Consider the following 18,913-nt stretch of genomic DNA (forward strand, 5'->3'; position numbering starts at 1 on the left):
TCGCTAACTTCCCTTTATTAATAGGCAAGCATTTAAACCTCAAATCTCTCTTTAAGTTATGGGCATTCGTTCTTACCGACCATACACGCCGGGTACTCGCCAAGGCACAATTTCTGACTTTGCCGACATTACCAAGAGCGAACCGGAAAAATCCCTTACTAGATCCTCCCATCGCCCCAAAGGTCGCAATAATCGCGGTGTTATTACCAGCCGCCGTCGCGGTGGCGGTCATAAGCGTCTTTATCGCATCATCGACTTTCGCCGAGATAAGCGTAATATCCCAGCAAGAGTTGCAGCGATAGAGTACGACCCCAACCGTAATGCCAGAATTGCGCTCCTCTACTATCAAGACGGAGAAAAGCGCTATATCCTGCATCCGGCTGGATTAGCAGTTGGTACGACGATTATTGCTGGGCCTGACTCTCCTTTCGAGACGGGTAACGCTTTACCATTGAGCCGTATTCCTCTAGGTACTAACGTCCATAACGTTGAACTCTATCCTGGACGTGGCGGACAGATTGTGCGCTCTGCCGGTGCAACCGCTCAAGTTGTTGCTAAAGAAGGTGACTATGTTACCCTCAAGCTCCCATCTGGAGAAGTGCGGCTGATACGCCGGGAATGCTATGCCACCCTCGGACAAGTGGGTAACATTGAAGATCGTAACCTGAGTTTAGGAAAAGCTGGTCGCAGCCGTCACAGAGGACGCCGACCCAAAGTTAGAGGTAGCGTCATGAACCCGGTAGACCACCCCCACGGTGGTGGTGAAGGTAAAGCTCCTATCGGTCGCAGCCGACCTGTAACGCCTTGGGGTAAGCCCACGTTGGGAGCCAAAACCCGCAAGCCGAAGAAGCAAAGCAATGCTTTGATTGTACGGCGGCGTCGGAAATCGTCTAAGCGAGGACGCGGCGGTCGTCAAAGCTAGAAAAAATATTCTGTGTTGTTTGGTTTGTCACTGCTCAATGCTTTATAGACAAACAGTCAGCACCCGTTATCGCTATTGCAAGTAGGTAAGGTTTACTATGGGTCGTTCTTTAAAAAAAGGTCCTTTTGTTGCAGATAGTCTTCTCAGCAAAATCGAAGTGCTCAATGCTAAAGGGGAGAAACAGGTAATCAAAACCTGGTCTCGCGCCTCAACAATTGTGCCGCAGATGGTGGGTCACACGATTGCTATCCACAACGGACGTCAGCATGTGCCGATTTTTATCAACGAGCAGATGGTCGGGCACAAGCTAGGAGAGTTCGCTCCAACGCGGACATTCCGAGGTCATTCAAAAAGCGATCGCCGAGCTGGTCGTTAGGAAAGATTTAAAACGTTGAATTTTAGGTTTCCTCAAAAATCTAGAGTTTAAACAGGAGAAAACTATGGCAGTAGATACTACAGCAGAAGTCAAAGCGATCGCGCGCTACATCCGAATGTCTCCCAATAAAGTGCGGCGAGTCCTCGATCAAATTCGGGGACGCTCCTATCGGGAAGCCCTGATTATTCTGGAATTTATGCCCTATCGGGCTTGCGAACCCGTCTTGAAAACCTTGCGTTCCGCCGTTGCTAACGCCGAACATAACCAAGGTCTAAACCCGGCGAATCTTTATGTCACCCAAGCCTATGCGGATATGGGACCTACCCTGAAGCGTTTTCGTCCCAGAGCCCAAGGTCGTGCTTATCAAATTCGCAAGCCGTCCTGTCACATTACCGTGGCAGTTTCTCCAGAAGTAGAAGAAGCCTAAGGCAAGCTTTTAGAAGATGCAAACAACATTTTATTAGGAACGACTCGTGGGACAAAAGATTCATCCAATTGGCTTTCGCCTAGGCATTACTCAAGAGCACCGCTCTCGTTGGTATGCTGACACCAAGCGTTACCCAGAGCTGCTGCAAGAAGACTACGCTATCCGTCAATACGTCGAAAAGAACCTCAGCAACGCTGGAATTTCCGAAATTCGCATCGAGCGCAAAGCCGATCAAATTGATTTGGAAATCCACACAGCTCGTCCTGGCGTCGTCGTCGGACGTGGTGGTAGTGGAATTGAGTCGCTGCGGACAGGTCTGCAAGACCAGTTAGGTAGCAACCGCCAAATCCGCATTAATGTCATTGAAGTAGCACGGGTTGATGCGGATGCCGCTCTAATCGCTGAGTACATCGCCCAACAACTCGAACGTCGGGTTTCCTTCCGACGAGTTGTTCGTCAGGCGATTCAACGGGCGCAACGGGCTGATGTTCAAGGAATAAAAATTCAAGTGAGCGGTCGGTTAAACGGGGCAGAAATTGCCCGTACCGAATGGACTCGCGAAGGACGCGTTCCCCTCCATACCCTCCGGGCAAATATTGACTATTCTTACAAGACAGCGAAAACCATTTATGGAATTTTAGGGGTCAAAGTCTGGGTCTTCAAAGGTGAAGTGATTCCGGGTCAAGAGGAAGCTCCTGCCCCGACTAATGCCCAACCCCGTCGTCGTCAACAGCGACGCCGTCAACAGTTTGAAGACCGCTCCAACGAATGAAAATCGAAGGCTGAGGTGTAAAGGATGTATACCCTAAGGGTGGCTGCGCTGATCAGCGCCGTGGGGCATAGCCCAAGATGATCATGAATTAGCAAGTCATTAGTCATTCTTTAGAGTCAGAATTTGACACTTCACACTTCACACTTCACACTTCACACTTCATAACTTTTTTCATCATGTTAAGTCCCAGAAGAACAAAATTCCGAAAACAGCAGCGCGGCCGCATGAGGGGTCTAGCCACTCGTGGTAGTAGCTTAAATTTTGGTGACTTCGCTCTGCAAGCCATTGAGCCAGCTTGGATTACTTCCCGTCAAATTGAAGCGGGTCGTCGAGCCATGACCCGTTATATCCGCCGGGGTGGAAAAATCTGGATTCGGATTTTCCCGGATAAGCCAGTAACGATGCGTCCGGCTGAAACCCGTATGGGTTCTGGTAAAGGTTCTCCAGAATTTTGGGTGGCCGTCGTCAAACCCGGTCGAATCCTCTATGAAATTGCTGGTGTTCCAGAAGCAACTGCCCGTGAGGCAATGCGCTTGGCTTCTAACAAGTTGCCGATTAAAACGAAGTTCATTAGCCGAGAAGGGGAACAAGTATAGGTTATGCCTTTACCAAAGATAGAAGAAGCCAGAAATTTGAGCGATCAAGAACTGGCGGATGCAATTTTAGCCGCGAAACGTGAGTTGTTTCAACTGCGGATGCAAAAGGCAACTCGCCGTCTGGAAACACCTCACCAGTTTAAGCACACGCGGCACCGCATTGCCCAGTTAATGACAGTAGAACGAGAGCGCCAACTGGCAGCCGATGCTCAAACTCAAACTGCTGGCACCCAACAATCAAGCACAGAAGAGGAGTAAACCCAAATGGCAGTTAAAGAACGAGTGGGTTTGGTTGTCAGCGACAAAATGGACAAAACAGTCGTTGTCGCTATTGAAAACCGAGCTCCTCATCCCAAATACGGCAAAATTGTCGTCCGAACCAAGCGATATAAAGTGCATGATGAGGAAAATCAGTGTGGAATGGGCGATCGCGTCCGCATTCAGGAAACCCGCCCTTTAAGTCGCACCAAGCGCTGGAAGGTCATAGAAATCCTGACCACCGCTGCTCAATCTTAATGAGGTGTTGTTAGTTTGTAGTGTTTGGAGAACTAACAACTGAACAATACCAACACTTAATAACTAACAACTCAACAGGAGAACCCCCCATGATTCAACAAGAGTCTTACCTGAATGTCGCTGATAACAGCGGTGCCCGTAAACTAATGTGCATCCGCGTCTTGGGCGCTGGGAATCGACGCTACGGCAGTATCGGTGATGTGATCATCGCCGTTGTCAAAGACGCTACCCCCAATATGGCTGTCAAAAAATCAGACGTAGTGCGAGCCGTCATCGTGCGTACCCGTAAAGGTCTGCGTCGGGACAGCGGTATGAGCATTCGCTTTGATGACAATGCTGCCGTAATTATCAACCCAGACGGTAACCCAAGGGGAACCCGCGTATTCGGACCTGTGGCGCGGGAACTACGCGACAAAAACTTCACAAAAATTGTTTCCCTGGCTCCAGAGGTACTTTGATGGCAAGCAAATTGATGAGCGCGAAAAATAATAACGAGCGCTACAAAATGCACGTAAAAAAAGGCGATACCGTTCAGGTGATCGCTGGTAGTGATAAAGGCAAAATTGGAGAAATTTTGCGGACTTTGCCAAAGCTCAGTAAGGTCGTTGTCAAAGGCGTGAATGTCAAAACCAAGCATGTGAAACCCCAACAAGAGGGGGAAACGGGTCAAATTGTCACCTTTGAATCCGCTATTCACAGCTCTAATGTCATGCTCTACTCCACCAAGCAAAAGGTGGCAAGCCGCGTTTGCTACACCTACAGCGACGAGGGTCGTAAGGTGCGAATGCTCAAAAAAACTGGTGAAATTATTGACTAGCAGCCTCAGATGTGCAGTCATTGGCGACCTTTGAAAACAGAAAAGTCAGCGCCTAGAGGCTTACCCTTAAACTCTCCCTGACCAAGCCCAGGGATTAACAGGAACTAACAGCCATGACAAAACGATTGAAAAATACTTACGAAGAAATAGTAGTCCCGAAGCTTAAAGAGCAATTTGGTTATACAAATATCCATCAAGTCCCTAAAGTCGTTAAAATTACGGTCAACCGGGGCTTAGGAGAAGCATCTCAAAACGCCAAGGCACTAGATTCTTCCTTATCTGAAATTGCGCTGATTACAGGACAAAAGCCTGTAGTAACGCGAGCCAAAAAAGCGATCGCGGGTTTCAAAATCCGTGAAGGAATGCCCGTTGGCGTCATGGTTACCCTACGCTCAAAACGGATGTATGCGTTTTTAGACCGCTTGCTCAACTTAGCCCTCCCTAGGATTCGGGACTTTCGCGGCGTTAGCCCCAAAAGCTTTGATGGTCGGGGTAACTACAGTTTGGGAATTCGAGAGCAACTGATTTTCCCAGAAGTAGACTACGACAGCATCGATCAAATCCGGGGCATGGACATTTCAATCATCACAACGGCAAAGACTGACGAAGAGGGTCGCGCCTTACTTAAAGAAATGGGAATGCCCTTCCGAGAGCAATAAGGCAGTACACCGAAAGAGGAAAAAATGGCGGCAAACGACACAATTGCAGATATGTTGACTCGCATCCGGAATGCAGGGCTGGTGCGGCATCAAACAACAAACGTCCCTGCAACTAGAATGACTCATAGCATTGCCAAAGTTCTTAAAAACGAAGGCTTCATTGCTGACTTTGAAGAAACTGGCGAAGGGATCAAGCGCACCTTAGTGCTTTCCCTAAAATACAAAGGCAAGAACCGCCAACCGATCATCACCGCTTTGCAGCGGGTGAGCAAACCCGGCTTGCGAGTTTACTCCAACCGTAAGGAGTTGCCCCGAGTCTTGGGTGGAATTGGCATTGCGATCATTTCTACTTCCCATGGCATCATGACCGATCGGGAAGCACGGCGTCAGGGAATTGGCGGTGAGGTACTTTGCTACATCTGGTAGTCATAAGTCAAAAGATAACGGACAACTGATAAAGACAAAGGACAAAGAAGACATGTCTCGTATCGGCAAACGCCCTATAGACATTCCCAATAAAGTCACAGTGACGATCGACGGTCAACAGGTCGCGGTCAAGGGGCCCAAAGGAGAACTGAGCCGAATTTTACCTGCTGAAGTCAGCGTTGAACAAGAAGGTGAAACGGTGCTAGTCTTGCGGCGCGATGAGTCAAGAACGGCTCGTCAGCGCCATGGCTTGTCTCGAACATTGGTAGCCAACATGGTAGAAGGAGTTTCCAACGGTTTTGAGAAGCGCCTACAGATCCAGGGCGTCGGTTACCGGGCACAAGTGCAAGGTCGCAATCTCATTTTGAACGTTGGTTATAGCAAACCTGTTGAGATCGTCCCGCCAGAGGGAGTTCAAGTGGCAGTGGAAAACAATACCAATGTCATTGTTAGCGGCATCAACAAAGAAATTGTCGGCAACATAGCCGCCCGGATTCGTGCAGTCCGTCCGCCTGAACCCTATAAAGGGAAGGGCATTCGGTATGCCGGAGAAGTAGTTAGACGTAAAGCTGGTAAAGCAGGTAAGAAGTAACCGATGAAACTTACGCGTAAAGAATCAGTACGGCGCAGGCATCAGCGGGTGCGTCGGAAAGTTGAGGGCACCACCGAACGACCGAGATTATCTGTCTTTCGTTCCAATCAGCATATTTATGCACAAGTGATTGATGACACTCAGCAGCAAACCTTAGCCGCTGCTTCAACATTGGAAAAAGACTTCAAATCAGAGTCAACCTCAGGCGCAACCTGTGATGCGTCTGCTGAAATTGGCAGGTTAATTGCTGAACGAGCACTAGCAAAAGGCATCTCCCAAGTGGTCTTTGATCGCGGGGGAAACCTCTACCACGGTCGCGTGCAATCGCTGGCAGAAGCAGCTCGGGAAGCAGGCTTAGACTTTTAATTTGTGTTGTCATGAGTTAGTCGTTGGCAACAACTCACACATGACAACTGACAACTAATAACTAACAAAACTATGGCAACTCGTCGAAAAAATAGCCGCGCCAAAGAAAAAGACACCACCTGGCAAGAGCGGGTAATTCAAATCCGCCGGGTCAGCAAAGTCGTCAAAGGCGGTAAAAAATTAAGCTTCCGCGCGATCGTTGTCGTTGGCAACGAGCGAGGTCAAGTGGGAGTCGGAGTCGGCAAAGCTAGCGATGTAATTGGCGCTGTCCGTAAAGGCGTTGCCGATGGCAAAAAGCAGCTCATTGACGTTCCTCTGACCAAATCCAACTCAATTCCCCATCCCTCTAAAGGCGCGGCTGTGGGAGCAAAAGTGATGATGCGACCCGCTGCTCCCGGAACGGGGGTAATCGCTGGGGGAGCAGTGCGAACTGTGCTAGAACTTGCTGGCGTTCGCAACATCCTGGCAAAACAACTGGGTTCTAACAATCCCTTAAACAACGCTAGAGCCGCCGTCAATGCCCTAGCTTCCTTGCGGACATTTTCAGAAGTGGCAGAAGAGCGCGGTATTCCAGTCGAGAACCTTTACGGCTAAACCGCTTTCAAAAGCCTTTGAGAAAATTTCCTCCCCCAACACTACGGCTCTAGCTGAAAGACAAGCTATTTCCTTAACTTAAGTGCAAGATAATGAGACTAAACGATGCAGTGCCTCAAAAAGGCTCTAAAAAACGCCGTCGCCGTGTAGGACGGGGCATTTCTGCGGGTCAAGGCGCTAGCGCTGGCTTGGGGATGCGGGGTCAAAAGTCACGATCCGGTCGTAGTACCCGTCCTGGCTTTGAAGGAGGACAGATGCCGTTGTATCGGCGTCTGCCCAAGTTAAAGCACTTCCCCATCATCAACCGTCGCCAGTACACTACGATTAATGTGGGTAAACTGGCATCACTCCCTGCCAATACTGAAGTAACCCTAGCTTCTCTCATGGAAGCGGGAATCGTTACTACCAATGATGGACCGCTCAAAATGCTGGGTGATGGGGAGCTGAATGTGGCATTAAACGTCAAAGCGGCTGCCTTTACAACCGGGGCTCGGAACAAAATCGAGGCGGCGGGTGGCAGTTGTGAGTCGGCGAATGCGCCCTCATCTTAATTAGACCCAGCGTATCAAGCGCTGCCAGTCCCCCTCCCCTGTTTTGTAGAGGTAGTTCTTTATGGCCGTCAGTCGAGACAAAGCCCCAACGGCTCAAGAAACTTTTATGCAGATGGCACAAGCTGCCGGTCTTCGTGGTCGGCTGCTTGTCACTATCGGTCTGCTGATTTTGGCTCGCTTTGGAGTCTTTTTACCTATACCGGGAATTGACCGGTTTAGATTTGCAGCGGATATTCAAAATAGCCCCGTACTGGGATTTCTAGACATTTTCTCCGGGGGCGGTATCTCTGCCGTCGGAATTTTTGCTTTAGGAATTTTGCCCTACATTAACGCCTCAATCATTTTACAGTTGCTGACAGCCGCTCTGCCGGCGCTGGAAAATTTACAAAAAAATGAAGGAGAAGCAGGACGGCGGAAAATTTCCCAAATTACCCGCTATGTAGCATTTGTATGGGCAATCATTCAAAGTTTGGGGATTACCCTCGGGTTGTTACGACCCTATGCCGTCGATCCTGGAATATTATTCGTTGCTGAAACGGCGCTAGCACTGACAGCTGGCTCAATGTTCGTCATGTGGTTGTCGGAGCTAATCACTGAACGAGGAATTGGTAATGGTGCATCATTGTTGATTTTTGTCAACATTGTTGCCGTTTTGCCTCGTACTCTTGGTCAAACCATTGAACTTGCTCAAACTGGCGGCCCGGAAACGGTAAGAAATGTGATTATCTTGCTGCTGGTTTTCCTCGTCATGATTGTCGGAATCGTGTTTGTTCAAGAGGGAACTCGTCGCATTCCGATTATTTCCGCCCGTCGTCAGGTGGGTAAGCGCCTTTACCGCGAACGTACTAGTTATCTACCCCTACGCCTGAATCAGGGGGGGGTCATGCCGATCATTTTTGCCTCAGCGGTTTTGATTCTTCCGGCATCCCTAGCGGGGTTCACCGCCGGCAGAGCTACTGAAGGGCCTTTAGCTCCAGTCAATCAAGTTCTGGTGCAGCTTTCGACCTATCTGCGACCAGATGGTCCGGCTCCCTGGCTGTATGCCTTGGTCTACCTTGTATTGATTGTGTTCTTTAGCTATTTTTACGCCTCTTTGATTGTGAACCCGGTTGACTTATCCCAAAACTTGAAAAAGATGGGTTCGAGTATTCCTGGGATTCGGCCAGGACGGGCAACGAGTGATTACGTAGAACGGGTTTTAAACAGGCTGACGTTCTTGGGCGCAATTTTCTTAGGATTAGTCGCCGTTATACCAACAGCGGTGGAAAGTGCCACGAACGTGACAACGTTTAGAGGTTTAGGCGCAACTTCTTTACTGATTTTGGTAGGCGTTGCCATTGACACCGCCAAACAAGTTCAGACCTATGTCATCTCCCAGCGTTACGAAGGTATGGTCAAACAATAGGGCACTTAGGGGTTAGCTGCTGACTATATGCAGCGGGTCAGTCCCAACAGTGGTCTTTGAGAGGCTAGCCCCTAATTGGTAATCGTTAAACTCATGACAAAATTAATCTTTTTAGGACCTCCAGGAGCTGGAAAGGGAACTCAAGCGCAACTTTTGGCTGAACAGTTGCATATTCCTCACATTTCTACGGGGGATATTTTCCGGCAAGCGAGGGCGGCACAAAGCTCTTTGGGTTTGCAAGTTCAGTCTTATATGGACCGAGGGGCGTTGGTACCTGATGAGTTAACCCAGGAACTGGTGCGGGAACGTTTGAGCCAACCGGATGCTGAGAAGGGCTGGATTTTAGACGGTTTTCCGCGAACTGTTTCCCAAGCTGACTTTTTGGAGCAACTGCTTAAGGAGCTGAATCAGCCTTACAACTATGTAATCAATCTGGTGGTGCCGGAGGAGGTTTTAGTAGAGCGATTGTTGGAACGAGGACATAAGCAAGGGCGTACAGATGATACGCAAGAGGTGATCGCTCACCGCTTAAAGGTCTACAACGAACAGACGGCTCCTGTAATTGGCTTTTATAGCGATCGCCAGCAGTTGTTATCAATCGATGGTAATCGTTCGTTAGACGCTGTTACAGAGTCTCTCATGCAACAAGTAGCGCCCTAGACCAACTCACCAGCGGTAGTCCAACAGTCCGTTTCGGAACATAGCTCCGCTGATTGTTGTGGATATTTGATAAAATATGTTAAGGAACCCTGGACAAATCGCCAACGATCCAGGAAGTACTCAAACGTTAGCAGTACTTTTCCCAAGCATAAAAGCAGAATTGAGGTTTGAACCCATTGGCTAAACAAGATTTAATTGAAATGGAAGGCACGGTCACAGAGTCCCTGCCTAATGCAATGTTTCGCGTTGATTTAGAAAATGGCTTTAATGTTCTTGCCCATATCTCTGGCAAGATTCGCCGTAACTATATCAAAATTCTTCCTGGCGATCGCGTCAAAGTGGAACTGACTCCCTACGATTTAACCAAAGGGAGGATCACCTATCGTTTGCGTAAAAAGTAAGCTTACAAAAAAACTTATTGATGTTCAATAAGTCAACTTGCTTAACTGACAAAAATACCCAAAATTGCTATAATATTAAGCTTGCAGTGTTGCCAGAGAAGGCATGAAAGTTCGAGCATCCGTCCGAAAAATTTGCGAAAAGTGCCGCGTCATTCGCCGTCGCGGTCGAGTTATGGTGATTTGCGAAAATCCTAAGCACAAGCAGCGTCAGGGATAACTTCCTTTGACTCTTAACACTCATTTGTAGCACAAACCCTATTCAACAGGAGAAAAAAGCGTGGCACGGATTGCCAGTGTAGACCTCCCACGCGACAAACGCGTAGAGATTGGTCTGACCTACATTTATGGAATTGGGCTATCGCGGTCGAAAGAAATTTTGGCAGCAACCGGCGTTAATCCTGATATACGCATCAGAGATTTAAGTGATGCCGATGTAGCTACCCTGCGAGCCCACATTGATTCCAACTATCAGGTCGAAGGCGACCTCCGGCGGTTGGAATCAATGAACATCAAACGCTTAGTAGAAATTGGTACCTATCGCGGTCGTCGTCATCGCATGGGTCTACCTGTGCGGGGACAGCGGACTCGCACCAACGCGAGAACCCGTCGGGGTCGGCGTGTTGCTGTTGCCGGCAAGAAAAAGGTACCAGCTAAGAAGTAATCCATTTGTAAGTCACACTAACAGGAATTTTTAGAGCGACATGGCGCGACCAACCAAGAAATCAGGTACAAAAAAACAAAAACGTAACGTTCCTAATGGAGTCGCTTGCATCCAGTCCACCTTTAACAACACCATCGTCACAATCTCAGATACCAAAGGAGACGTGATTTCTTGGGCATCGGCTGGTTCAAGTGGCTTCAAAGGTGCGAAGAAAGGAACTCCCTTTGCCGCGCAAACGGCGGCTGATGGTGCAGCTCGTCGAGCCATTGACCAGGGAATGCGTCAAATTGAGGTGATGGTAAGCGGCCCCGGTGCTGGTCGAGAAACAGCTATTCGGGCGCTCCAAGGAGCTGGGCTGGAAATTACGTTGATTCGGGATGTGACGCCAATTCCCCATAATGGCTGTCGTCCACCCAAGCGGCGTCGGGTCTAAACAAAACTGGCGCTTGTTGAGGTTCGAGGAGTGTCAGCTGGATCAACCCTGGAAAAAGCCCCATGTTTTCCAAGGCAAAGCCAGCTGAAGCCTCGAAACTTTAGTGTCTAATACCAAAAAAAATCAGCTCACCGAGCAAATTACAAAGAAAGCAACAAGCATGCTTACTTTGGGTTTTATCAGTAAGGGAGGTCACTCCGTGGCGCAATTTCAGATCGAGTGTGTAGAGTCTAAACCTCTGAAGAATCAGAGTCAATATAGCAAATTTGTGCTGGAACCTCTAGAGCGCGGTCAAGGCACAACTGTAGGGAATGCCCTGCGGCGGGTTTTACTGTCCAATTTGGAAGGGGCCGCCGTGACATCCGTCCGCATTGCCGGAGTGAATCACGAATTTGCTACAATCCCAGGGGTACGAGAGGACGTTCTGGAAATTCTTCTGAATATGAAGGAAATTGTCCTCAAAAGTTACTCGTCTCAACCCCAAATTGGTCGAGTAATGATTACAGGGCCAGCGACAGTCAGAGCCGCTCAATTTGACTTGCCCTCTGAAGTGGAAATCGTCGATCCTGGTCAGTATGTAGCTACTTTAGCAGAGGGTGCGAGGCTAGAGCTGGAGTTTCGCATCGAAAGAGGAAAAGGTTACAAAGCTGTAGAACGCGGTGGGCGTGATGAGGCAGCGGCACTAGACTTTCTCCAAATCGATTCAGTGTTCATGCCTGTCAGCAAAGTGAACTACAGTGTTGAGGACATCCGCATGGATGGCTCTTCCGAAAAAGATCGACTAATTTTGGAAATTTGGACTAATGGCAGCATTGCTCCTCAAGAAGCTCTGTCTCAAGCTGCCAGCCTTATAGTAGATCTGTTCAATCCGCTTAAGGATATCACGCTGGAGTCGCTCAAGGATGAGTATCCTACGGATGACGACCCCACCAGTCAAATTCCTATAGAAGAATTACAGCTATCAGTACGGGCTTATAACTGTCTAAAACGGGCACAAATTAACTCCGTTGCCGACTTGCTGGATTACAGTCAAGAGGATTTACTGGAAATCAAAAACTTCGGTCAAAAATCTGCAGAAGAAGTGATCGAAGCCTTACAGCGTCGCTTGGGTATTACCCTGCCCCAAGAAAAGGCGGCAAAAACCCCTTAAGTTCCAAATCTCTGCCATTTTTGTTCGTTTAATTTGATAAAGGAGACAACACGATGCGTCATCGACGTCGCGTGCACAAACTCGGTAAACCCGCCGATCAGCGGAAAGCATTGCTTCGAGCCTTGGCAACCGAAGTCATCCGCCACGGTCGCATTACGACAACGAAAACTCGCGCCAAGGCAGTGCGAGCAGAAGTTGATCAGATGATCACCCTGGCAAAGGATGGTTCGTTGTCAGCACAACGCCGAGCAGTAGGCTACATCTACGACAAACAGTTGGTAAGTGCCCTGTTTTCTCAGGCAAAAGACCGCTACGGCGATCGCAATGGCGGATATACCCGTATTCTCCGCACGGTACGCCGTCGGGGTGATAATGCCGAAATGGCAATTATTGAACTGGTCTAAATAGATTGACCCTCTTGGAATGTCTCAAACACAAGCACCAGCCTCAAAGCGAGTTGCCCTGGTAATCCAATACCTGGGCACTCACTTTCATGGTTGGCAGCGACAACCATCCCATCGCAGCGTCCAAGAAGACATCGAAACTGTACTCGCGGTGGTGCAACAGCGCCCAGTCACCTTGTATGGTGCTGGTCGTACCGATACGGGAGTGCATGCAGCGGCGCAGGTCGCTCACTTTGATGACATCAGCCCGATCCCAGCGGCACGGTGGGCGGCGGTACTCAATAGCCAACTGCCAGACGACATTTTAATTCTTGCCTCAGCGTCAGTTCCTCTGACCTGGCATGCCCGCTTTTCTGCCAGTTGGCGTCGTTACCGCTACTTGTTTTACACCGACTCTCGCCCTAACTTGTTTGTTCGTCCTTTTACTTGGCATTATTACTCTGCCCCACTAGATGAGGGGCTGATTCAATCCGCCCTAGATCCACTGCTCGGTCGCCATCATTTAGCGGCATTTCACCGAGCTGGATCAAGCCGCACTCACTCTTGGGTGGAGGTACAGGCGGTGGAATGTTCTCGCCAGGGTTCCTTCCTAAAACTGGAAATTCAAGCCAATGGATTTTTATATGGGATGGTGCGCCTCTTGGTGGGCATGCTGGTACAAGTGGGAACAAAAGAGCGATCGCCCGAAGAATTCACCCAGATCTGGGTGAACCAACGGCGAGAAGAAGTCAAATATGCTGCCCCAGCCAAAGGATTGTGCTTATTGCGAGTAGGCTACCCGAACTCGCCTTTCCCCCGTGACATCTGGTACGACACTCAGCCAGGCTTTGTGTTACCCCCTATTGTCCCCGCAGATATTGCCTATAGCTAAAACGGGAATGCCTTGGGAGCTTTCCCTAATAGCGCTAACGTTAAACTTAAGCCGATAACGCGTGTAAAAAAAGACCAATGGAAAAGACTTACCTCCCTCCTCAGACATCCCTAGAACCTACCTGGTATGTCATTGATGCCAATAATCAGCGTCTAGGACGTATGGCTAGTGAAATTGCCATGATTTTGCGGGGGAAAAACAAACCTACCTACACCCCCCACATGGATACAGGCGACTTTGTGATTGTCGTCAATGCTGAAAAAGTAGCAGTTACTGGCAAAAAGCGTACCCAAAAACTGTATCGTCGTCACTCCGGGCGTCCCGGTGGAATGAAAACGGAAACCTTCGCCAAGCTGCAAGCCCGAATTCCCGAACGGATTATTGAGAAAGCCGTTAAGGGAATGCTACCGAAAAATTCTCTCGGTAATAAACTCTTCACCAAGCTGAAAGTTTACGCTGGACCAATTCATCCCCACGAAGCTCAAAAACCCCAAGAACTCAACATTCAAACTATTCCCGGAGGAGATAAGTAATGCAAGCTACCGAATCAACGAACGATCGCGTCGTGTACTGGGGAACAGGTCGTCGCAAAGCCTCAGTGGCACGGGTACGCTTAGTCCCCGGTAGCGGTCAGATGATTGTCAATGGACGCCCAGGCGATAATTATTTCAACTACAACGCTGCCTACCTCACCGCTGCCAAAGCGCCTCTAGAAACCCTAGGGTTGGAAAATGAGTATGACATTCTAGTCAATGCCCATGGTGGCGGTTTGACTGGACAAGCGGACTCAGTTCGGTTGGGTGTTGCCAGAGCCTTGTGCCAGCTCGATCCCGAAAACCGTCCGCCGCTGAAGATTGAAGGGTACTTAACTCGCGATCCTCGGGCGAAAGAGCGTAAGAAGTATGGTTTGCACAAAGCTCGCAAAGCACCACAGTACTCCAAGCGCTAAATCAAGGGTTGGTTGTTGGTTTTTAGGGATGAGAATAATTAACTAAGAATCGACAACCACGAAATCAATCCCTAGCGACCTATCCCTCGCTAGAATTTAAGTACAGTAACAATCAAAGGAGCGATCGTGGCTAAAGCTGATATTCATCCGGAGTGGTATCCGGACGCTAAGGTCTACTGCAACGGCGAAGTTGTAATGACCGTTGGTTCGACCAAACCAGAAATGCACGTTGATGTCTGGTCAGGGAACCATCCCTTCTTCACCGGAACCCAGAAAATGATCGACACGGAAGGACGAGTGGAGCGCTTCATGCGGAAGTATGGCATGTTGGACACAGAACCCTCGACAACCGACGCAGATTCCAAAGAAAAGTAGCGGCTTGACTTGTGCGGCGATCGCCCGGTAACTTGGCGTGCTGGGTCGATAGTAATTTTTGTAAGCCAAAACACTATTTTTCTTTTGGAGCATTGCACAAGTCATGGCTGAATCTTACTTACTGGAGAAACTAACATCGGTTGAGCAAACCTTTCATGAGTTGACGCGGCGTCTGGCAGATCCAGATATTGCTACGAATCCAGACGAGTTGCAACGGGTAGCAAAAGCCCGTTCCTCTCTGGAGGAAGTAGTAAATACTTATGACGTCTGGAAAGCGACTCAAGAGGAGTTGGCAAATACCAAACAAGTCCTCAAGGAAACTAACAGCGATCCAGAGTTGCACGAGATGGCAGCGCTGGAAGTTGAGGAACTGGAGAATAAGCTAGAAGAGCTAGAAATACACCTAAAACTTTTACTGCTGCCCCGCGACCCCAATGATGATAAGAACATCATGCTAGAAATTCGGGCAGGTACTGGGGGAGATGAAGCCAGTATCTGGGCTGGAGATTTAGTACGGATGTACTCTCGTTACGCCGAAGGTCAGAGCTGGCGGGTAAAGCTGTTGAGCGAGTCCCTGGCAGATATGGGTGGATTTAAAGAAGCAATTCTGGAAATTCAGGGCGATCAGGTTTACAGCAAGCTGAAGTTCGAGGCGGGGGTGCATCGGGTGCAGCGAGTCCCTGTAACCGAAGCTGGCGGACGGGTTCACACCTCTACTGCAACGGTCGCTGTGATGCCGGAAGTAGATGAGGTGGAAGTGGAAATCGATCCAAAAGAGTTGGAAATTTCTACAGCCCGTTCTGGTGGTGCAGGTGGACAAAATGTCAACAAGGTAGAGACAGCCGTTGACTTGTTTCATAAGCCAACCGGAATTCGGATTTTCTGTACCGAAGAGCGATCGCAATTACAAAACCGTGAACGTGCAATGCAGATTTTGCGGGCGAAGTTGTACGAGCTGAAGTTGCAGGAACAGCAAGCCGCTGTAACTTCAATGCGGCGATCGCAAGTCGGTACAGGTTCTCGCTCTGAAAAAATCCGCACCTACAATTACAAAGATAATCGCATCACTGACCACCGTTTAGGACAAAATTTTAGTCTTACTCCCGCTTTGGAAGGTGACATTGATACGATGATTCAATCTTGCATTTCTCAAGATCAGCAAGAGCGATTGGAGGAGCTAGCCGCTTCGACTTCAGCCCCCACATCGGTTTAATAAGTAGATAAGTAATTAAATATCAGTCAGCGAGGTGCAGCGATCGCCTCGCTTTTTTTGTGGCGATCTCCTTAATACTTCGTTGGAAAGACGCAATCACACTCCTGCCTCCCTAAGATCGCAGGAGTTAAAAGGACAATCTCGGCAGATTGTCTGGTAGCGAGACAGCAGCGAGTCCTGGCAAATAAGCGTGGTAGTCCTACAGATTGAACAGTTATGAACAATGTGTGACCCGCCCCAATATTTTGCTGCACTCCCTTTTTGAGGGGCTACGCAATAAATTGAAAGGCACAAACATCACCATCACCGCACTCATATCCGGCTGCTCGCCTAGAGATTCTGGATACTGGCGTCCGATGTTTTAACCAACACAGTATGGCGACAAAGCTGGTTTGCGTAGATTTGGCGAGATTGCCACAACCGAAGGTCAATCCCCTTGGGGATGAGCAATCGCCAATAGCTATTAGAAAGTAATAAAAAAGGAAAAAACAATGAAAGCAGTGTGCTGGCAAGGTACTCATAAAGTAGAAGTCGAAACCGTACCTGATCCCCAAATTCTTAATCCGCGTGATGCGATCATTAAAATCACGTCAACGGCAATTTGCGGTTCTGATTTACATCTTTATGACGGCTACAATCCCACGATGCAACAGGGTGACATCCTGGGTCATGAATTCATGGGGGAAGTTGTTGAGCTGGGCAGTTCCGTCAAGAATGTGAACGTAGGCGATCGCGTAGTCGTCCCCTTTACCATTTCCTGCGGATCGTGCTTCTTCTGCAACCGCGACCTATGGTCTTTATGCGATAACTCCAACCCCAACGCTTGGATGGCGGAAAAAATGATGGGTCATTCCCCATCAGGTCTTTTCGGCTACTCCCATCTAACGGGAGGCTACGCAGGCGGTCAAGCTGAATATGCCCGCGTTCCCTTTGCCGATGTCGGCTTGTTCAAAATTCCAGATGGACTGACAGACGAACAAGTCGTGTTTCTCACCGATATTTTCCCCACCGGATATATGGCAGCAGAAAACTGCGATATCCAGCCTGGAGATACCGTCGCCATCTGGGGTTGCGGCCCAGTGGGGCAGTTTGCTATTCGCAGCGCCTTTATGCTAGGTGCTGAGCGTGTGATCGCCATCGACCGCGTTCCCGAACGCCTCCAGATGGCGAAAGACGGCAAAGCAGAGGTTCTCAACTTTGAGGAAATAGAAGTGGGTGAAGCCCTCAAAGAAATGACCGGGGGTCGTGGCCCTGATTCGGTGATGGATGCCGTCGGTATGGAAGCACACGGCATGGGTCTGGAAGGCTTCTACGACAAAGTGAAGCAAGCAGCACGTTTAGAGACAGATCGACCCAATGTTCTGCGACAAGCGATCGTTGCCTGCCGCAAAGGCGGCACAGTATCCGTTCCCGGTGTTTATACTGGCTTTATTGACAAAATGCCGATGGGCGCTTTCATGAACAAAGGCTTAACCATGAAAACAGGACAAACCCATGTGCATCGGTATTTGCGTCCGCTAACTGAACGTATCCAAAATGGCGAGATCGATCCATCATTTCTGATTACTCATAGCCTGCCACTCGATCAAGCACCCCATGGCTACGATATCTTCAAGAACAAGCAGGACAACTGCGTCAAGGTCGTGCTCAAACCCTAAAACAATCCGTAGAAATGGCAATAGCCAGGAACCCTCTCATCTAGGCGCTTGCAGTCTGACCGACTTCAGGGAGCGCTTGTCGCCCCCTGGAGTGCAGAACAAGAGCCTATCACCTGTCACAGAGCAATTCTTATTAGTAAGTACTTAAAAAATACTAAATTAGATATTAGGCATATCCTTAAAACTAGTGATTTAGAATTGCATGAGTGTTTAGAGCAAAGACTTCTAAAGCACTCTAAAATTAATAAAATTAAGTATATTTATCTCTTTGATTTAGTACTAATAGAAAATATTTTAAATAAATACATAAAAAAGCGATTCCTGAGCGTTTAGATAGTGAGTGTTTACGGTGCAGTGAAGCAAAATCTCACTATTGTCATCACCACCTGATGGCTGAATACTGACGGTAGAAACTTGATGCTGTCATTAAAGTTGATCATCTTTAGTCACAGGGTGGGAAGAGTAGGCTCAACGCCAATACACCTCAAGCAAAGTAATTGCTGTCTGTGGTCTAAAAGTTATTGCTAATTTTGCCCGAACTGAAACGCCAGCCAAACGTTAGCGAATCGCAGAACAAGCAATTTACCAAGTTGTCACCTCAAAGGTTCTCATTCCGCCGTGGCTGGCGGTGAGACAGTAGATGTAATCGATGCTAACTGACCTCAAAGCAGCACTCAAGCAAGAGCATTGACAACCCAGGGAGGTGGAATGTTCATGCCACAGCAAACCTTGCTGAACTGACGGCAATACTCGTCATAAATCCGTTCGTGAACGGTTGATTGATGTTTCATGACTTATCTAAGATTGCAGTAAGTAGGACGAAGTCAATACTTGAAGGTTTGTAGTGAGGTCTTCAGCCCTCAAAATAGAGCCTAAGCTCTGACTATGAACCGATTCAAAATGTTTTACATGGCAACACAAAGTTTGATTTATTCCGGATCTACACCTGAATCTCTAAATGAGCTATCTTTATTCCTGTACCTTTGAGTTGGCAGTCAGCGAGCAATCAATTGTTGTTGTCTTTAATGATTTCTACACTTTTGGTCTGAGCTTTTCTAAAGTTCATCGTGTTTGGATAAACCTGTAGATGTCAGTTTTAAAGGCAGATATTACTTATTT

General features: G+C 48.5%; 29 protein-coding genes. All 29 read left to right on the top strand.

Translation table 11 applies throughout. The annotated features are described in order from the left end of the window. The first annotated feature begins 58 nt into the window (after nucleotides 1-58). The 29 genes from rplB (at nucleotide 59) to AC5JR3_RS11050 (ending at nucleotide 17,794) form a co-directional block, all read left to right on the top strand. Nucleotides 59-922 carry a 50S ribosomal protein L2 gene (gene rplB, locus AC5JR3_RS10910; protein ID WP_495845797.1) on the top strand — a complete coding sequence of 288 codons (864 nt, stop codon included), beginning with the start codon at nucleotides 59-61 and terminating at the stop codon, nucleotides 920-922. Between the two features lie 97 nt (nucleotides 923-1,019). Next, entirely contained in the window at nucleotides 1,020-1,298 is a 279-nt protein-coding gene (gene rpsS, locus AC5JR3_RS10915; RefSeq protein ID WP_495845799.1) for a 30S ribosomal protein S19, read from the top strand. 64 nt (nucleotides 1,299-1,362) lie between these two features. Continuing rightward, complete coding sequence (rplV, locus tag AC5JR3_RS10920; protein WP_495845801.1) at nucleotides 1,363-1,725, top strand: 50S ribosomal protein L22; 363 nt, start codon at nucleotides 1,363-1,365, stop codon at nucleotides 1,723-1,725. 46 nt (nucleotides 1,726-1,771) lie between these two features. After that, nucleotides 1,772-2,497 (top strand): 30S ribosomal protein S3, encoded by a 726-nt coding sequence (gene rpsC, locus AC5JR3_RS10925; protein ID WP_495845803.1) that lies wholly within the window; start codon nucleotides 1,772-1,774, stop codon nucleotides 2,495-2,497. Nucleotides 2,498-2,673: 176 nt separating this feature from the next. Further along, entirely contained in the window at nucleotides 2,674-3,093 is a 420-nt protein-coding gene (gene rplP, locus AC5JR3_RS10930) for a 50S ribosomal protein L16 (RefSeq protein WP_495845805.1), read from the top strand. Between the two features lie 3 nt (nucleotides 3,094-3,096). Next, on the top strand, nucleotides 3,097-3,351 hold the full coding sequence (gene rpmC, locus AC5JR3_RS10935; protein ID WP_495845807.1) for a 50S ribosomal protein L29: 255 nt from the start codon (nucleotides 3,097-3,099) through the stop codon (nucleotides 3,349-3,351). A gap of 6 nt (nucleotides 3,352-3,357) precedes the next feature. After that, nucleotides 3,358-3,609 carry a 30S ribosomal protein S17 gene (gene rpsQ / locus AC5JR3_RS10940; protein ID WP_495845809.1) on the top strand — a complete coding sequence of 84 codons (252 nt, stop codon included), beginning with the start codon at nucleotides 3,358-3,360 and terminating at the stop codon, nucleotides 3,607-3,609. Nucleotides 3,610-3,698: 89 nt separating this feature from the next. Further along, nucleotides 3,699-4,067, top strand: a complete 369-nt coding sequence (rplN, locus tag AC5JR3_RS10945; protein ID WP_495845811.1) for a 50S ribosomal protein L14 — start codon at nucleotides 3,699-3,701, stop codon at nucleotides 4,065-4,067. 14 nt (nucleotides 4,068-4,081) lie between these two features. Further along, nucleotides 4,082-4,426 (top strand): 50S ribosomal protein L24, encoded by a 345-nt coding sequence (gene rplX / locus AC5JR3_RS10950; protein WP_495845893.1) that lies wholly within the window; start codon nucleotides 4,082-4,084, stop codon nucleotides 4,424-4,426. 113 nt (nucleotides 4,427-4,539) lie between these two features. Continuing rightward, entirely contained in the window at nucleotides 4,540-5,085 is a 546-nt protein-coding gene (gene rplE, locus AC5JR3_RS10955; protein ID WP_495845813.1) for a 50S ribosomal protein L5, read from the top strand. Nucleotides 5,086-5,109: 24 nt separating this feature from the next. Further along, nucleotides 5,110-5,511 carry a 30S ribosomal protein S8 gene (gene rpsH, locus AC5JR3_RS10960; protein WP_495845815.1) on the top strand — a complete coding sequence of 134 codons (402 nt, stop codon included), beginning with the start codon at nucleotides 5,110-5,112 and terminating at the stop codon, nucleotides 5,509-5,511. Nucleotides 5,512-5,563: 52 nt separating this feature from the next. Beyond that, entirely contained in the window at nucleotides 5,564-6,103 is a 540-nt protein-coding gene (gene rplF, locus AC5JR3_RS10965) for a 50S ribosomal protein L6 (RefSeq protein WP_495845817.1), read from the top strand. Nucleotides 6,104-6,106: 3 nt separating this feature from the next. After that, complete coding sequence (rplR, locus tag AC5JR3_RS10970) at nucleotides 6,107-6,469, top strand: 50S ribosomal protein L18 (protein WP_495845819.1); 363 nt, start codon at nucleotides 6,107-6,109, stop codon at nucleotides 6,467-6,469. Nucleotides 6,470-6,541: 72 nt separating this feature from the next. Next, nucleotides 6,542-7,063, top strand: coding sequence for a 30S ribosomal protein S5 (gene rpsE / locus AC5JR3_RS10975; protein ID WP_495845821.1), 522 nt, complete (start codon nucleotides 6,542-6,544; stop codon nucleotides 7,061-7,063). 92 nt (nucleotides 7,064-7,155) lie between these two features. Then, on the top strand, nucleotides 7,156-7,614 hold the full coding sequence (rplO, locus tag AC5JR3_RS10980) for a 50S ribosomal protein L15 (RefSeq protein ID WP_495845823.1): 459 nt from the start codon (nucleotides 7,156-7,158) through the stop codon (nucleotides 7,612-7,614). Between the two features lie 61 nt (nucleotides 7,615-7,675). Next, nucleotides 7,676-9,019 (top strand): preprotein translocase subunit SecY, encoded by a 1,344-nt coding sequence (gene secY / locus AC5JR3_RS10985; RefSeq protein WP_495845825.1) that lies wholly within the window; start codon nucleotides 7,676-7,678, stop codon nucleotides 9,017-9,019. 93 nt (nucleotides 9,020-9,112) lie between these two features. Further along, nucleotides 9,113-9,679 carry an adenylate kinase gene (locus AC5JR3_RS10990; protein ID WP_495845827.1) on the top strand — a complete coding sequence of 189 codons (567 nt, stop codon included), beginning with the start codon at nucleotides 9,113-9,115 and terminating at the stop codon, nucleotides 9,677-9,679. Between the two features lie 176 nt (nucleotides 9,680-9,855). Beyond that, on the top strand, nucleotides 9,856-10,080 hold the full coding sequence (infA, locus tag AC5JR3_RS10995; RefSeq protein WP_495845829.1) for a translation initiation factor IF-1: 225 nt from the start codon (nucleotides 9,856-9,858) through the stop codon (nucleotides 10,078-10,080). Nucleotides 10,081-10,183: 103 nt separating this feature from the next. Continuing rightward, nucleotides 10,184-10,297 (top strand): 50S ribosomal protein L36, encoded by a 114-nt coding sequence (rpmJ, locus tag AC5JR3_RS11000; protein WP_495845831.1) that lies wholly within the window; start codon nucleotides 10,184-10,186, stop codon nucleotides 10,295-10,297. A 60-nt stretch (nucleotides 10,298-10,357) separates the two neighbouring features. After that, complete coding sequence (gene rpsM, locus AC5JR3_RS11005; protein WP_495845833.1) at nucleotides 10,358-10,741, top strand: 30S ribosomal protein S13; 384 nt, start codon at nucleotides 10,358-10,360, stop codon at nucleotides 10,739-10,741. A 40-nt stretch (nucleotides 10,742-10,781) separates the two neighbouring features. Next, nucleotides 10,782-11,174 carry a 30S ribosomal protein S11 gene (gene rpsK, locus AC5JR3_RS11010; protein ID WP_495845835.1) on the top strand — a complete coding sequence of 131 codons (393 nt, stop codon included), beginning with the start codon at nucleotides 10,782-10,784 and terminating at the stop codon, nucleotides 11,172-11,174. A gap of 199 nt (nucleotides 11,175-11,373) precedes the next feature. Further along, the gene (locus tag AC5JR3_RS11015; protein WP_495845837.1) at nucleotides 11,374-12,324 is read left to right on the top strand and encodes a DNA-directed RNA polymerase subunit alpha; all 951 of its coding nucleotides are present in this window, start codon (nucleotides 11,374-11,376) and stop codon (nucleotides 12,322-12,324) included. A gap of 53 nt (nucleotides 12,325-12,377) precedes the next feature. Beyond that, nucleotides 12,378-12,728, top strand: a complete 351-nt coding sequence (gene rplQ, locus AC5JR3_RS11020) for a 50S ribosomal protein L17 (RefSeq protein WP_495845839.1) — start codon at nucleotides 12,378-12,380, stop codon at nucleotides 12,726-12,728. Nucleotides 12,729-12,747: 19 nt separating this feature from the next. Then, a complete protein-coding gene (gene truA, locus AC5JR3_RS11025; RefSeq protein ID WP_495845841.1) occupies nucleotides 12,748-13,599 on the top strand; it encodes a tRNA pseudouridine(38-40) synthase TruA in 852 nt (283 codons plus the stop codon). A 77-nt stretch (nucleotides 13,600-13,676) separates the two neighbouring features. Next, nucleotides 13,677-14,132, top strand: a complete 456-nt coding sequence (rplM, locus tag AC5JR3_RS11030; protein WP_495845843.1) for a 50S ribosomal protein L13 — start codon at nucleotides 13,677-13,679, stop codon at nucleotides 14,130-14,132. After that, the gene (gene rpsI, locus AC5JR3_RS11035; protein WP_495845845.1) at nucleotides 14,132-14,548 is read left to right on the top strand and encodes a 30S ribosomal protein S9; all 417 of its coding nucleotides are present in this window, start codon (nucleotides 14,132-14,134) and stop codon (nucleotides 14,546-14,548) included. Before rplM ends, rpsI begins: the two co-directional genes overlap by 1 nt. Nucleotides 14,549-14,674: 126 nt before the next feature. After that, nucleotides 14,675-14,923 carry a 50S ribosomal protein L31 gene (rpmE, locus tag AC5JR3_RS11040; protein WP_495845847.1) on the top strand — a complete coding sequence of 83 codons (249 nt, stop codon included), beginning with the start codon at nucleotides 14,675-14,677 and terminating at the stop codon, nucleotides 14,921-14,923. A 103-nt stretch (nucleotides 14,924-15,026) separates the two neighbouring features. Then, nucleotides 15,027-16,136, top strand: a complete 1,110-nt coding sequence (gene prfA, locus AC5JR3_RS11045; RefSeq protein WP_495845849.1) for a peptide chain release factor 1 — start codon at nucleotides 15,027-15,029, stop codon at nucleotides 16,134-16,136. Nucleotides 16,137-16,627: 491 nt separating this feature from the next. Further along, nucleotides 16,628-17,794, top strand: coding sequence for a zinc-dependent alcohol dehydrogenase (locus tag AC5JR3_RS11050; RefSeq protein WP_495845851.1), 1,167 nt, complete (start codon nucleotides 16,628-16,630; stop codon nucleotides 17,792-17,794). Nucleotides 17,795-18,913: the final 1,119 nt, after the last annotated feature.

Source organism: Kastovskya adunca, from assembly GCF_059505785.1.